This is a genomic window from Prosthecobacter gellanilyticus, from assembly GCF_007992435.1.
Lineage (GTDB): Bacteria > Verrucomicrobiota > Verrucomicrobiia > Verrucomicrobiales > Verrucomicrobiaceae > Prosthecobacter > Prosthecobacter gellanilyticus.
In genome coordinates this window covers 18,926-34,902 of sequence record NZ_BKAG01000017.1, presented here as the reverse complement: position 1 = coordinate 34,902, position 15,977 = coordinate 18,926, and the positions used below count along the sequence as shown (strand labels likewise).

General features: G+C 60.0%; 5 protein-coding genes. 4 read left to right on the top strand and 1 reads right to left on the bottom strand.

The window, feature by feature from the left end:
* Positions 1-56: 56 nt before the first annotated feature.
* Positions 57-941 carry a universal stress protein gene (locus BGE01nite_RS13220; protein ID WP_146850947.1) on the bottom strand — a complete coding sequence of 295 codons (885 nt, stop codon included), beginning with the start codon at positions 939-941 and terminating at the stop codon, positions 57-59.
* Between the two features lie 222 nt (positions 942-1,163).
* Between BGE01nite_RS13220 and BGE01nite_RS13215 the strand changes: the two genes are divergently transcribed.
* The 4 genes from BGE01nite_RS13215 to BGE01nite_RS13200 all read left to right on the top strand — a co-directional run bounded on the left by BGE01nite_RS13215 (position 1,164) and on the right by BGE01nite_RS13200 (position 15,901).
* Complete coding sequence (locus BGE01nite_RS13215; RefSeq protein WP_146850946.1) at positions 1,164-1,979, top strand: helix-turn-helix domain-containing protein; 816 nt, start codon at positions 1,164-1,166, stop codon at positions 1,977-1,979.
* A 191-nt stretch (positions 1,980-2,170) separates the two neighbouring features.
* Positions 2,171-10,549, top strand: a complete 8,379-nt coding sequence (locus BGE01nite_RS13210; RefSeq protein WP_146850945.1) for an alpha-amylase family glycosyl hydrolase — start codon at positions 2,171-2,173, stop codon at positions 10,547-10,549.
* Between the two features lie 810 nt (positions 10,550-11,359).
* Positions 11,360-15,028, top strand: a complete 3,669-nt coding sequence (locus BGE01nite_RS13205; protein WP_146850944.1) for a hypothetical protein — start codon at positions 11,360-11,362, stop codon at positions 15,026-15,028.
* A gap of 114 nt (positions 15,029-15,142) precedes the next feature.
* The gene (locus BGE01nite_RS13200) at positions 15,143-15,901 is read left to right on the top strand and encodes a PEP-CTERM sorting domain-containing protein (protein ID WP_146850943.1); all 759 of its coding nucleotides are present in this window, start codon (positions 15,143-15,145) and stop codon (positions 15,899-15,901) included.
* The last annotated feature ends 76 nt before the right edge of the window (positions 15,902-15,977 follow it).

Sequence of the window (15,977 nt, the reverse complement as noted above, 5' to 3'; positions counted from 1 at the left end):
AGACGCGGAGAGGGGAGACACGGAGACGCGGAGAGCCAGAAGAAGAGAACCTTCGCTTATGGCTTCACGGCGAGGATGGAGCAGGGGGCGTACTGGATGATGTTCTCGGCGGTGGTGCCGATGAGGAGCTCGCGGAGGCCGGTTTTGCCACGGGTGCCGAGGACAACGAGGGTGGCGCCAGAGTGCTTGATGTAGTCCAGGATGGCCTCGCGGATGTTCACGCGTTCGATCACTGCCTGATTGATGGTTAGGCTGGAATGTTCGGCGATGAGCGGCTGGAGGAACTCATCCAGCTTCTTCTCCCAGCGACCTTGCGCCTCGGGATCGATGGCACCGGTCATGGAGGGCATGAGGCCTCCGTAGTCCAGGGACATGGCGATGATGGACTGGAAGACGTAAAGACAGTCCACCGAGGCTCCATCCTGCGAGGCGATGCGAAGGGCATGCTGCATGGCCTTGGCGGAGTTTTCCGAGAAGTCGATGCAGGTGACGATCTTCTGGAAGGGGCCGCAGGCACTCTCACGCACGACCAGCACATCCACCGGGGCTTTGCGGACGCATTTCGCGGCGATGACACCGATGCGGCCGGGTTCGTCCTTGGAGCCTTTGGCACCCATGACGAGGAGATCAGCCTGATGGTGCTGACAGGCCTGCACCAGGCCGACGAAGGGATGGCCGACGCGAATCTCGGCATCAACCTCCTCGGTAGAGAAGCCGCTTTCGATGATGAACCTTTCCAGACGCTGACGCCACTCGCTTACAAGGGCCTCCTGATCGAGCGAGAGCTCCTTTTTCAGTTCATGAAGGAGGAATTCGTCCATGACATGCACGGCGGTCACGGTGACGCCTTCATGAGAGCCCAGGAGCACGGCTTCCTGCAGGGCGCAGCGGCAGGACGGGGTGAAGTCGACGGCCGCGATGATGTGATGGTAGGCCTTCATGGCTGGCAAAGTTGGTTCGTCTCCAAAGTAGTACGAATATGGAGTGGTTCTCAGCCTTACTTGTTCAGGAGTACGCCCTTTTTGCGGAAAGCGGGGCGGGTGAGCGTCTCATGGTTTCCATTACGCCTGGATTGCGGTGGTCCATGAGATGTCGGGTGGTAGTCGTGAACAATATCGGAGAGGTCAGGCGGGGCGCATGATGGGCGCACCACCCACCAACCCATGACACCCGCGTCACACCAACACAGCCGTATCCACCTCGCTGAGAAACTGAGCCGCAGTGAGTTTTTCCAGACCTACAGCTCCGCCTACCAGAAGCTGACCAACCTGCCGCTGAGCCTGGAAGCGGCCCGCGAAGGTGCTGAGCTGATGAACAGTGAAACGACGTATTCCCTGACCGGCGTGGCCAGCACCCGAGTGCCGGTGCGGGTGGGAAAGACACTGGTGGCCGTGCTGAACACGGGAGGCGTGCGACTGGCTCCGGCGGATGCGAAGGCCTTCACGCCGGTGGCGAAGGCGCTGCTGGAGGGAAACTACAGCGCCCGGGAGATCCAGGCTGAGCGGGATGCCTTTCATGAACTGCCCACCATGGCCCCGGACCGCTATGAGGCGGCTTTGGCGATGCTGAAGACTTTTGCTTTTCAGCTCGGCGAGACGGCGCACCGGCTGCTCTTTGCCTCGGCCCAGACGGAACCCGAACCGGTGAGACAGGCGAAGGCCTACATCATGCAGCATCTGGCGGAGCCGATGCTGCTGGAGACAGTGGCGCGTGAGGTGCATGTGAGCCTGTTTCACTTCTGCAAGGTGTTCAAGCGTGCCACAGGTACGACCTTCACCGACTATGTGAACCGCGCCCGTGTGGAGAAGGCGAAGCGCATGCTCATGCGTCCGGATGCCCGGATCACAGAAGTGGCCTATGACGTCGGGTTCCAGAGCCTGTCGCACTTCAATCGGAGCTTCCGGCGTATCGCCAGTGAGTCGCCGACGGAGTTCCGGGCGCGGATGAAGTCCTCGCGTGGGACGGCTTTGGCGGCTTGATACTCCTTCTAAAACTTATGGCGGGAGATCGGCGCGAATGTCGATTTGTCTAAAAGACGGGGCGGGGAGACGGGCCAAGGATGGACAGGTAGCCTGGAAATATGCTTCTTTTGAAGGGTAGCTATTCCGGGTGAGCCTCAACCACCCTTGGAACCGCCGAGCTTTTCGGCGGTTCCGTCACCGCCACGTTCATGTCTTTGAAACTCCAACCTCTGACCGCATGCCGGTGTGTGCTGGGCGGGCTGCTGTGCCTGTGGGCCGTGATCGTGCCGCAAGCTCGTGCGGAGACGATGCTGCAGTATTTCAACACCTCCTGGGTGGAGATCACGAACAAGATGCCGGAGCTGGCGGAGGCTGGGTATACCTCGCTCTGGCTGCCGCCGCCAACAAAGGGATCGGGCGGACTCTCGGTGGGGTATGACATGTGGGATCCGTATGACCTGGGATCGAAGAACCAGCGGAACTCCGTGCGCACGCGCTACGGGACGGAAGCAGAATTGATTCGGCTGGTGGAGACCGCGCACCGTTTCGGCATCCGCGTGTATTTTGACAACATCATGAACCACCGCGCCTTTGATGTGCCGGGGTACAATGAGAACACGCCGATTGATATCTATCCGGGTCTGGTGCCGGAGGACTTCCATCTGCGGAAGACGCAGGACGGGTTTTACCGCAAGTGGGACAACACACGCTCCTGGAATGATGCGTGGCAGGTGCAGAACCTTGGGCTGGCGGACTTGATCGACATCGCGCAGGAGCCGGGGAACACGAACTATAACTTTGGCACTTCGGAAGGCAGCACGGCACCGAAGATCCAGTTCATCCGTGATCTGACACGTCCGGAGAACTACTGCTATCTGCCGAATGGCACGTATGTCGGCTTCGGGCCTAACAATGGAATTAGCACAGCGTTGCTGCAGGCGAACCCGGGGTTCTATTCGGAGCGTGTGGAGGACTATCTGAACCGTGCGGCGAGGTGGCTGATTGATCGCACGAAGGGCGATGGCCTGCGCCTGGATGCGGTGAAGCATGTGAAGGCGGACTTCTTTGGGGCCACCTATGGCGGTGACAAGGACTCGAGCGACTACGGCTACACGGGGCAGGTGCAAAGACAGTTCAACATCTCACGCGGGTTCACGGATCCGAATCATCGCGACACGGTTTTCAGTCTCGAGAATGGTCGTGATGACGCGATGCTCTTTGGTGAGCATCTGGGAGAGCCTCCGGCTTATGGGCCTTACATCGACTCAGGCATGCGGCTGGTGGACAATGACCTGCGCAGCCAGCTCAACAGCCGCCTGGGGAATCCTTCCAGCGGACTCGAAGGCTATGACAATGCAGGTTACGGTGGCTTCGGTGGCAGCGTGGGTGTGATGCATGCGCAGAGCCACGACAACGACTACGCGGCACGCAAGGAACTGCAGCATGCCTTCTACTTTCTGCGTGATGGCTTGGGGTTGCTCTACACGGATGGCAACTACCAGGCGGAGACGCTGGGTGAGAGCGGCGGTGCCTTTCCGCGACATGCGAACACGGCCTTCCTTGGTCAGTGGAATGATGCGCGTGTGCCGAACCTTCTTTATGTGCATGAGCAGTTCGCGCGTGGGTATCAGGCAGGGCGCTGGAGCGATGGAGATGTGGTTGTGTGGGAGCGTATCGACAAGCGTGAGAATGCCTCCATGACCGATGCGGATGGTGTGACGCTGCTGGTGATGCTGAGCGATAACTACTCGCAAGGTCTGGCGCGGAATTTTACGAGTGCGTTTCCCACGGGAGCTTATTTGTACAACTACTCGACCTACGGCGGCGGCTTCTACAAGTTCAAGGAAGAGCTGGCTTCCACGGTGATGCCAGCGGGCGGCTATTTCCTGTTCTCGTGGAAGAATCCAGATCCTTCGGAGCTGTGGAAAAACCATGGAGGTCGTACGATCACGGTGACGCAAAATGGTGTGGAAGCAGGCACGGTGACGGTGAAGCGTCGTGATGGTCCGAATGGTGACAAAGCCTTCAATGGCGGCACACTGCCGGAGGCCTCACGACCTGTTCTGCCCACGGACAGCAATGTCACGGACTACACTTACAGCGCGGTGATTCCGCGGGTGACGAGCACGAGCGGCGTGCGCTTTGTAGCGCGGGTGGATGGTTCGGCGGAAAATGTGCTGATGAAACTGGATGGTGGCATCGACCTCAATGGCACAAGGCCGGTGGGCAATACGGACCCGGCTTTCCGCGACAATCCTCCGGCGCTGACCAATGACATGTTCATGGGTTATGAGCAGCCGAATTTCATCAACCGCATCCACCCGGAGTTGTTCGCGGCGAAGGACACGGCGCGCAATGCCACGGGGTCCGCAGGCGCGGAGACTTTTACCACGACCACGACGGTGAACGGTAGCTCGCCAAAGTTCATCGATGGGAACACGGCGGCGTTTTTGTATCACGATCCGGCGAATGTGGTGGGGAACAAGGCACCGACGCGGAACCAGTATGATGCCTCAGGCAGCGAGCTGTGGGCAAAGACGAACAGCGTGGGTGGTGGCTACAAGGCCTTCCTGTATTTCACCACGGATGGCAGCAATCCGGAAGGCGCGGGCGGTCGCGGTCGTGGCACCACGAAGATCGCGGAGATGAGCTTCCGGCATAATGACGACGGTGGTGCGAGCGACTGGTGGAGCGTGACGCCGCTGCCGGTGGGCTTCACGGCGACCTCGAAGTACAAAATCAGTGTGTTCAAGGAAGGGGCTGCCTCCTGGTTCCCGAGCAATGCGGATGCGGTGACACGGAAGCAGAAGATGATGGGCACCTTTGAGACCAATGCGCTGAACCTGGCCACGCTGCCTGTTAGACCGCACAGCGACTATGGCATGGTGCAGACGGGCCTCAGCGAGGGCATGCATGTCGTCCGCGCGCGTGCCTTCCTCCAGCGTGACGGACGGGCAAGCATCTACAACACCTTCACGCAGTCCTTTTACTATGATGCACAGCTTCCCACCGGTGAGGTGCGGTTTCCTGCGGCGGACAATGACACCGTGGGCGGCAGCGAGTACGGCATGGTGGCGCGCACGGATGCGAGTGTGACGGAGGTGTGGTATCACATCGATGACGGTGTTAGCTCGAATGATGATAGCGTCACGCGCAGTCAGAATGGCAATGGTGGTGGTTTTGAACCCTTCACGGATGCGAACCGCAATGGCACGCGAGATGTCACGGAGAGCTACACGGATCTCAATGAGAACGGAAGCTGGGACGGGGCGATCGGCACCTCCTGGGTGAAGGCCACGGAGGTCACGCCGACGGTGGAGCCGACGAATGCGAACTACGTGAAGGAGTGGCGCTTCAACTATGCGAACATCCCCGCGAGCGGCACGGCCACGATCAAGGTGCGTCTGCGTGAGGTGAGCAGCTCGGCTTACAAGGACTTTGCGCTCAACGATGTCAGCGGGCACTACACCACGCTGCAGCGCGTGGTGAACTGCGAGGGGCCGAACATCCGCATGTTTGTGGCTTGGCCTCCAGCGGACGGGGATCTGGTCAGCGCGGGCTATGTGATGAAGGTGTACTTCACGAAGTCGCTCGCGGACGGGCTGACGGGAACCCAACTGCGGGATCGCTTCACCATCCGCATCGGTTCGAATGAGACGAACCAGTCTGTGTCGTATCCGCGTGAGAACTATTCCATCAACTATGATGAGACGAGCGAGTATCACGCGCTGGCCTTCACCCTGCCGAATCTGTACAACGACCAGCCGGATTACCTGCACAAGATCGAGGTGCTGCATGACCGCCCATCGCCGAATCCGGATGTGATCGGCACACGGCTGGTGAAGGCGGAGCCGTCCATCATTCCGAGGATCAGCATCGTGACGCCGCCGGAGCTGGACAGCGATGGCAAGCCGCATGAGATCGTGCTGCCGGATGTGGCCTCACCCACGGCGGACCAGCGGAAGTTCATCATCCGTGTGGCGACATCGCCTGCGGCGGACAGCGTGGTTTTGACCGTGAACAACGGGCCGATGAACATCGTGACACCGCCGGTGACGAGCATCGAAGGGAACAGCAAATTCTGGGACTTCACCTGGCAGAACATGACGCAGGGTGAGTTCCAGTTCACCGCGACGGTCTTTGACAACGGCAACGAGAATCATGAGACCCGCAGCGCCCGTGTTTTCTTTCGCCAAGTGACACCGGCCAGTGAGGCGGATCCGGATGATGACGATGACGGGCTGCTAGATGCGGATGAAGGCACGGCCACGCCGCTGCCGAACGGTTTTCCTGCGGATGATGAGCGCTACAAACCGAACGCGGAGCAGTGGACGAATGGGGAGGTGCATGTCTCGAATGCCTTTGGCAAAACGGAGCCGCGCAATCCGGACACGGATGGTGACGGACTGCCGGATGCGCTAGAGGTCGGCTGGCGTGCGGCGGTGACGGTGGGCGAGTCGTTTTCAGACACGGGCTATGGCTCGCCCACGGTGACCGGCGCAGGCAATGGTGTCTTTGACTGGAACGATGCGAATGACAACGGCCTGCATGATGTGGGCGAGGCCAGCGAGAGTTTCACGGATACTGACACGGACGGGAAGTTTGATTTTGGCACCATCCTGACGGCCGATACGAATGGCGATGGCGTGACGAACTTCCGCGGGGACATCGACCCGCCGTTTTACAACACTCTCGATAACCTGAACAAGGTCCCCAGTGTGAACACGGCGAGCGAGGGTGGAGATCGGTCCAAGCAACTGCGCGGCTCGACGACGAATCCTGATGATCCGGACACGGACAAGGATGGCATTCGCGATGGTGTGGAGGATGCCAACAAGAACGGCTGGCTGGATGGAGACGGCGCGAGTTTGGCCGCAGGTGTGGCGCCGACGCTGGCGCGCAACTGGCCTAACAAGGTGCGTGATCCGGGTGAGACCTGGACCGAGACGGATCCGAACAATGCTGACACGGATGGTGATGGCGCCCGCGATGGCACCGGTGAGGACAAGAATGGCAACGGCGTGATCGATGGCGACACGAACAACAACCGCACCTGGAACGCCGGCGAGATGTGGACCGAAACAGACCCGCTGAAGGCGGACACGGATGGTGACGGGCTCACGGATGGCTGGGAGATCCGCTATGGCCTGGATCCACTGGACAGTGGTACGGTGAGCCTGAGAGGGCTGGTGGCGCTCGCGGACAATGGTCCGGCAGGTGATCCAGATGATGATGGCTTCACCAACCTGCAGGAACTGACGAACGGCACGAACCCGATGGAGGACAACACGATTCCGCCTTCACCGCCTGGGCAGATTGTCATCGGTCCGCAGACACCGGTGGTGGCCGGTGGGGTGTCAAACCTGCGGGAGTTCACGGACTGGCAGATTGGTGATCTGATCTCGCTGGACGAGTATCAGGGTGACGGGCCGAACAACCAGGGGGGTGACCTTTATCGCGCTTACGATGGTTTTGACAGCAGTCGTGACCTCGTGGCTTTTTATGCGCATGATGGAGGAGCGATCACGAATGGTGGGGATGATCATTTTTACTTCCGCGCGGATTTCCAGGACCTGAAGGCTCTGGCGGAGGAAGGGAGCCTTGACTTGTATGTGGTGATTGATTTTAACTCGCCTGCGAATGGTGAGTCGGCGCTGCCGGACCAGCTCGACACGCGCACGAACATGCGCTGGGAGGTTTGTGTGGCGGCTTACAGCACGGACAATGGCGCGGTGTATGTGGACACGAATGCGGGAAGCAACTCCACCAGCATCAACCAGGACCTGACGACCTTTGGCGTGGTGAAGCGCAGCCAGCTGGAGGCGGATGGATTCAAGAAGTCCTGGTATAACAGCACGCTGGATGCGGTGGAGTTCAGCATCAGCCGCAAGGCATTGCTCGATGCAGGCTGGAATGGCAATGCGGGCACACTGAACTACCAGGTCTTCACCACGCGGGATGGCACGCAAAACACGCCAGCCGGGGCAGGGGAGATCGCGAATCGCAGTGACATCCGCGACAGCATTTCGGATGACGGCATTGCCAGTGACTACTGGCGCGACCAGAGCACGCTGAGTGGTTCTGGGAGCGTGCTGAAGAGCTGGTTTGGCCCGAGTGGCACGAATGACATGTGGAAGCGGGTGAAGGTGGCGAGCCTCGTGCATGAGAGCCGGCCGCTGATGGCGGGAAGCGAGATCCATGCGCTGCTGAACAATGGTGCGGGCGCGGGGTGGTATCGGCCGCTGGAGGTGCATCAGGCCTATGCGGCGCCGATGGCGCTGCATGTGACGCCGATGCTGGCGAGCGCGGTGCAGTGGGCGAAGGTGGATCCGGCGGTGAACAAGCCCTGGCGCGATGGTCCGGCATTGAACGCACGTCTGACGGCCCTGGCAGGCAGCGGTGTGCTGCGCTTCACGGGCACGACGTATAGCGATCACATCCTGCCTTACTTCCCGCTGGGTTTCACACAGACGAACATCGCGGATGCTTCCGCCATGCTGATGCAGATCTATGGCGTGGCTCCCTCCACGAGCGTGCTGTATCCGCCAGAGCGTGTGCTGAACGCGGCGGCCCTTGACATCATCAGTGGCAGCGGGTTTGGCTTCACTTTCGCGGATCAGACCAGACACATGGAGAAGTGGTTTGGGCGCACGAGCTCTTTGAGCAATGATGGTTACCGGCTGAACCGCATCCATGGCGTGAAGACTTTTGTCATCAACGACCAGCCGAGCCAGTTCCGGTTTGATAACACGGATGGAGGTCTCAACACCAGCCTGCGCGAGCTTTTCAGCCGCAAGGCGCGCAGTGCCACGCAGGATCAGGTGGTGGTCCTGGGCAGTGACTGGAGTGATTTTGTCTCCAAAACCAAGGCGGATGGCTATGACGCCAACATCGCCTGGATGGCGAGTCGCCCGTGGATCCAGCTCACGACACCGCAGGCCATTGCTGCGGGTGAGGTGGACTCGAATCGCGATGGCACGCCGGAGGTCTGGCCGTTTGTGGAGAGGAACTCGCCTGCGCTACCGACGGTTTCGAAGGACTTTGTGCACTACGCGACGCAGGAGAACTACGACAACTGGTACTTCGGTCAGTCGGGACGTGAGGAGAGCTTGAGTGCGAAGGTTTTCAATGTGCGTCATTCGGTGCCGCTGCCGGTGGCTTTTGGTCAGGTAGGTGTCTCGGGTTTGGCAAACACGGCGTGGACGGCTGGCACGACGCTGTCGGTAGCGGAGCCGCAGCTTGGAGCGCTCTCACGCAATGCTTTCCACAGTGCCATGTGGCTCACGGCTTTTCATGAGCAGCCGACGGCAGACCTTTCGAAGTACAGCACGGGGGATTACATCAACCCGGACACGAGCAACAACAACCTGGCGGGTTTCGCGAAGGCTGCGCAGGGCCAGTTGCGCTGGGCAGCGGTGTATCAGCGGGTAAGCCAGTGGGCAGCTAGTGCGGGGACTTTGACGAACAGCACGGTGGCGACCGCTGCGGATGCGGACCTGGACGGGGAGAATGAGTATCTGCTCTACAATGACCGCGTGTTTGCGCTGTTTGAGCGCATCGGCGGACGTCTGACCTGCGCGTTTGTGCGTGACCTGGGCACGGGTCGCGTGTTGCAGACGATCGGCAATCCGCACAGTTACTCGGGTTTTGAAACCGAGGAGGAAGGTGCGGTGAATGTGATCAGCGGCGCGGTGGGGAGCTATCGCACCAGCGGGTTCAAGGACTGGTATGCGGCAGGGACGAACAGCATCGCGTATAACAATGCGCTGTACACGGCTGCTGCCACGACGAATGGATTTATTTTCACCAGCCCGGACGGGAAGGTGGCGAAGGCGATCACGCTGGGGGTGCGGGCGAATGTGCTGCATGCGAGCTACACGCTGACGGGCGGGGTGACATCGCTTTCGCAACGTCATGGACTGAGTCCGCATCTCTCGAACCTGCTGGCGAAGGGGCAGACGCATCTCGGCGGGCTTTCGAATGTGGGTAGCATCGTGTCGCTGACGAACAATGCGCCGGATGCGGTGGTGCGTGCCTATGTGCGCGGGATCAGTGGCGTGACTTACAATGCGAGCGCGATCGATGATGATCCAGTGACCCAGTTTGACACGATCAACCTGCGCAACCAGGCGCAGACGCAGCAGGTGGAGTTCACGCTGACGAGTGGCGCGAGCTTTGACCTCGGGTTTGAGACGGGGCCGACGCTGAGCGAGTCGCTCGATGGCGATGCGTTGCCGGATGCTTGGGAGACGTCGCACCTTTTGAATGCGGGGGATGGCACGGGTGCCAATGGCGACAACGGCAATCCGGACTTTGATGGTTACACGAACCTGGAGGAGTTCATCCTGGGGCTGAATCCGCAGGCGGCGGATGCGTATCTGCCGACACCGACGAAGACGCCGACGGGCTTCCGCGTGACTTTTGCGACGGTGCCTAACCGGTGGTATCGCGTTTTTTATAGCGATGATATGACGGGGTGGAGTCCGGTGACCGGGGATTTGCTGGGGACGGGGGCGACACAGGTGGTGGATGATACGACGAATCAGACGCGGAGGTTTTACAAGGTTGAGGTGAGGAGGGTGGAGTGAGTGATGGAGTTTTGCGGTGTCCAAAGGGGATGCTTGGGTCACTTTCGTGCTGTGGGAGAGTGGTGGAGAGTGCGGGGCTATGAGTGCGTACTTTCACAGGAGATTTGGAGATGGGGAGACGGAGGCAGGAGACGTTTGCGGTTGTTTACCGTGGTTGATTCCGCGTGAGGGATTGACGGTGGTTTCAGAGGAGAGAGGCGATCCGAGCGAATCCGACTGGATCCAACCTTGTGGGTGGAGGAGGTGCGAATGGAGGTGGCGAGGTCGTGGGCTCATCACACAGAATGTGATGGCTACCTTGCTGGCGCGCTTCGCTGCGGGGTGCTCAAGGCGAATCCAAGTAGATCCAACCAGATCCCGGCTGGTTGGAGGGAAGTGGATGGGCGAGATGGCAGGGCGGTCTCAACTTTCGGAAAAAGTTGGCCACGTTGGAGTGGATCCGAGTCGATCAGACCTGATCCGACCTGCTCGGGGTGCTGGGAGGCTGCGGAGCTCGTGGGGTGATCGGACGTACAACCCCATTGGAATGGGGTTGTACGTCCGGCCGGCCGGTCTTCGGAAACCCAGGGGGTGATCCAGCCTAATCCAAGTAGATCAAGGTTGGTTTGGCTGACGAGGGTCTTGGGCTCAACTTTCGGAGAAAGTTGGCCACGCTGGGCGATCCAGGTCAATCAAGGTAGATCCAGGCTGGATTTGAAAATAGACGGATGGCCAAAAGACTTGGGGGTGGTTTTCTCGTAGTGCTTGGGGCGCTTCATGGGACTGGTGGAATCCAGGGCTCTGTGAGGCGGCGATCCATCCAACCCTGTCATGAAACTGCTGCTGCCATTGCTTCTTCTGGCGTCGTCCGCATTCGCCTGGAATGCGAACGAGGTGGATTTTCCGGGGGATGGGCAGGGGTGGGATCTGGGGACGACGAACTGTTATAAGTTCACGGGACCGGATGGGAGTGCGGAGTGGTTTCGCTATGAGTGGACGGCGGGAGCGAATGACAGCGACTACAATTTTAAGATGGTCGCGGGGAATGATTTTGCGAAGGACTATGGAGGGAATCTGATCTTTCAGAAGAATGAGCTGGCGATCCTGTACTACCAGCCTTCGGGGGATTCGGCGGCGAAGCTCTCGGGCGGGGTGACGAGCGGGAAGCGCTATGTTTTCACGGCAAAGGACCCGGGGCTGGCGAACACGTTTGTTTCCGTGATGGAGATGAGCGCGGCGCCGGCGGCGATCACGGGTGTTTCGCGGAATGCGACGAGCGGGCTGATCACGATCAATCTGAATGGAGCGCCGTCGGCGGAAGAGAAGGTGTATGTGCGCTACACGGACTCGAACTGGACCTATGCGCAGGTGGTGCGGGCGAGTGTGGCTGGAAGCACGGCGACGGTGACGATTCCGGACATCAAGGATGGGAAGACCTATCAATGGTATGTGATGACGAGCACGGCGACGCCGGACAAGTTTCACAGCGGATTTGCGACGAATGCGCTGACGCTTTCCTGGAACAACAATGCGGGGGCGAACTACACGATCAGCGGGGTGCAAAGGATCAGTGACCTGACGATCAATGGCGCGAGCGGTGGCTATAAGACGACGAAGTTTTTCATCGATGAAATCGCGGGGGAGGCGCAGTCGCTGAATGTGAGCACGACTTTCAATGCAGGCACGCCGCCGACGGAGGTGGAGGTGGTGACGAACTTGAATCGTCGTGACAAGGCGGATCAGGATAACAATGGAGATGGGATTCCGGATGGCATCTTGCCACCGGCTCGAGATGTGGCGGGGCAGAATGAGACGCACTACTACAAGGCGTATGCGATGACGAACAGCAGCGGCAGCACGTGGACGGCGGTACTGCCGGTGACGCGGACGGGGGCGTATCGAGCCACCGTGCGGTATCGGTTTTCACCGACGGGGCCGTGGTTCTACTATGGGGATCGCGATCATGCGGTGGTGGTCTCGCCCAAGAAGGCGCTGGAGATGACGCTGTATGAAGTGAACCCGCTGACGATCGAGGCGACGGCCGCGAACCAAGGCGGGCGCAGCACTTTTGTGGATCTGCTGGGTGCGGCGGATGGCGACGGCGATGGCAATGACCCGCTGAGCTTGGACTATTTCAACACCATCCAGACGAACTGCCTGTGGTTCCAGCCGATCCATCCGACGGGCGGTTTGGGTGTGGAGAATGATCCGGCGACGTCGACGCCCTACATGCCGGGGAGCCCGTATGCGACGAAGAATTTTTTTGCGGTGAGCCCGTATCTCGGCAGCGCCAACACGGAGGCCTCGGCGATGAGCGAATTTCAGACTTTCGTGACGAAGGCAGACAACTACAGCGGCACGGTGGGCACGATCAATGTGATGCTGGATTTCGTGGCGAATCACTCGGCCTGGGATGCGGTGTATGGGCAGGGTGGTGTGGACTTGGGTTTCACGGGCAGCACTGCCACAAGCATTCCGGCGAACTGGTATTCGCGCACGGGTGACTATGGACAACCGGCGACGTATTTCACGAGTCTGGCGGACAAGGACAAGGCCGTGGCACCGGATCGCAATGACTTCGGCAAATGGAGTGATGTGAGCGAGCTGTACTATGGACGCTATTCGGCGCAGTGGCGCTTTGATTCGTATCCGGAAGCGGATCGCCCGCACAAGAACGAAGACGATGTGATGGACTGGAACTCGATCAGTCCGGAGGTGGTGAAGGCCTGGCGCTACCTGGGTTACTACCCGGTGTATTGGCTGCAGCAGACGGGGCATTCGCTGTCGAACTCAACGAGCGGCACGTATGCGGCGCGGCTGGCGGCGGACAACAAGGGGATTGATTCGCTGCGCTGTGATTTCGGCCAGGGTCTGCCGAACCAGCTTTGGGAGTATGTCATCAACAAGACCCGCAGCGCGAAATGGAATTTTGTGTTCATGGCCGAGACGCTGGATGGCGAGCAGCCGGGATACCGGAGCAACCGGGTGTTTGACATCCTCAACGAGAGCCTGGTCTTCAACTTCACGGCTAGCCACGTGAACAAGGAGTCGGACATCCAGAGTGCGCTGGAGACGCGGAGGAGCAATTACCGCACGGGAGCCATCCTGCTGAACATCACCGGACATGACGAGATCCTGCCGGACAATGATGCCTGGCTGAATGCCACGCGCTATGCGGTGATGACGACGGTGCCGGGCCTGCCGATGATCTTTTACGGGCAGGAGCAGGGGATCCAGAACTACAACACGAACGCAGGCACCTTTCACTACGACGGGTTTGAGACGGATCACGAGCTGAACTTCGGCAAGCGCATCCCGCACTTCAAAAAGTGGAACCGGGCGCAGTTCTGGTATGGAGGCACGCAACCACCAAACAACACCGGCATGGCGCAGTGGCATGGACGGGTGAACTGGGCGCGACTCAACAGCCCGGCGATCAAGTCGCTGAACCAATATTATCTCGATCTGAAGATCGGTGGTGGAGCGCCAGCGGATAATATCTTTGCCATCGCCAAGTATGAGCAGGCGAATGCCTCGCCAGCCTTCAAGGATGTGGTGCTGTGCTTTGCTAACCTCTTTGAGCATGGTGGCGCGCATCTGGCCACGAGCAGCACGTTTGATGTTCGCGGAGGTGTGGGAGATCCGCTGTGGAACCTGCTGGGGCTGGTGAACTCGGGCGCGAGGCAGTACAACATCCGCAACCTGGCCAGCAGCAATGCGAATGCGAATGTCTGGGGCACGGCACGCACAGGAGCGGACATTTACAGCAATGGCATCTTCGTGAACCTGGGCGGTGGCACGGTGAACCCGATCACGAATGACGGGGAGCTGGCGCAGTATCTGAAGGTCGTGGACGTGACGCCACCGCCCTCGAGTCCGCCTAACGCGGTGTATTACCAGATCGGCACGCAGGGGACTTTCCTGTGGACGAGCAACGCCGGGCCGCATGACAACATCACAGGCTGGAGGATCAGCATCGGCACCACGCCGGGAGGCAGCCAGGTGGTGAGCAATGCGATTGTGAGCGGCACGAGCTATCAGTTCACCGGGGTGCCGGGCACGGTGTACTATGCCACGCTGAGGGCGGTGAGCGCGACGGGGGTGGAGTCCGGCGCGAGCCAGTCCGATGCAGGGGCGCCGAATGCGGGCAGCCAGACCTCGCCCGTCATTTTGCTCAGCGCCGGAGCTGACCAGGATGGGGACGGCACGAGCAATGAAGATGAGTCTGCCGCAGGCACGAACCCGCTGGACCGAAGCAGCCGCTTCGCGATCTCTGACGTGACGCGGAGCGGCAACAACGTGACGGTAAGCTTCCCGACGGTGACCGGGCGCTACTACCATGTCTCCAGCAGTGTGGATTTGGTGAATTGGCTAATTGAGGACGAGCCCACGGCCCGCAACCGTGCCGGCACGGGTTCCAGCCTCAGCTTCACGGACACCAATCCCGGGGGTGGCCGCAAGTTCTACCAGGCCGAAGTCACGTCAGCGCCGCTGCCCTAACCATGTATTATTTCCATCATTAGAGTCCTGGGTGACCTCATTTCAGCTTTGACTTCGCATTCCGTTTTTTGTTAAACCCTTCTCCGCCAACCGTTAATTCAACCGTTCCGTCTCATGAAAGCGTCCCGATTCGCCGCCATCCTGGTGCTTGCTGCTGCGTCCTTGTCCCAGGGAGCGACGATCATCTCGTATACGGCGACCTCCGACCCGGCAGGCAGTCCTGATGGCACGATCACGGCAGGGGGCAGTGGAACAACGAACGTGTGGAGCACCTCCACGACGGCACCTGGCGGTAGCTTCGCAGGCAACTCAGGGGGCAATGGCGATGGCGCCGGCGCAGGTGCCGGAGCCAATGCATGGGGCATCTGGTCGAACACGAGCGGGCAGTCGAATGCCATCCACACGTTAGCAGGTGGAGCCCTGTCGGTCGGGCAGGACATTGGGCTGGACTTTGACAACGGCTTTGTGGACGCCGGGGCCACCGTGGGCGTTTCCCTGCGGAATGCGGCGAACAATAATCTGTTCGAGTTCTTCTTCACCGGCGGCAATTCCACCTACAGCAAGAATGATCTGGCAGGCGCTCTCTCCACGGGGCTGGGCTTCACGGATGACGGGTTCAAGTTCTCCTTCCGGCTGAACAGCACCAGCGGCTACAGCGCCTCCCTGGGTGCCACGGCCTTCTCAGGCTCCCTCACGGCAGGCGGCGGTGACCAGGCCATCACGAACGTCCGGGTCTTTACCGTTGGCAATGGAACCGGGGGGGCTCAGCGCGACCTGTTCTTTAACAACCTGACGATCACCCCTGAGCCGTCCCGGCTGATGCTGGTGGCACTGGGAGTGGTCCTGGTGGGCGTGCGCCGTCGCCGGAAGTAGTCCTGACCGGCTCGACGGGCCTCTTTTGCCTCTCTAATAGAGCAATGTGAAAAAGTGGGCCCGGATGTGAACAAAC

Coding starts and splice junctions, on each gene's coding strand:
- BGE01nite_RS13215 (WP_146850946.1), top strand. CDS start 1,164: ATGACACCCGCGTCACACCAACACAGCCGTATCCACCTCGCTGAGAAA.
- BGE01nite_RS13210 (WP_146850945.1), top strand. CDS start 2,171: ATGTCTTTGAAACTCCAACCTCTGACCGCATGCCGGTGTGTGCTGGGC.
- BGE01nite_RS13200 (WP_146850943.1), top strand. CDS start 15,143: ATGAAAGCGTCCCGATTCGCCGCCATCCTGGTGCTTGCTGCTGCGTCC.
- BGE01nite_RS13205 (WP_146850944.1), top strand. CDS start 11,360: ATGAAACTGCTGCTGCCATTGCTTCTTCTGGCGTCGTCCGCATTCGCC.
- BGE01nite_RS13220 (WP_146850947.1), bottom strand. CDS start 941: ATGAAGGCCTACCATCACATCATCGCGGCCGTCGACTTCACCCCGTCC.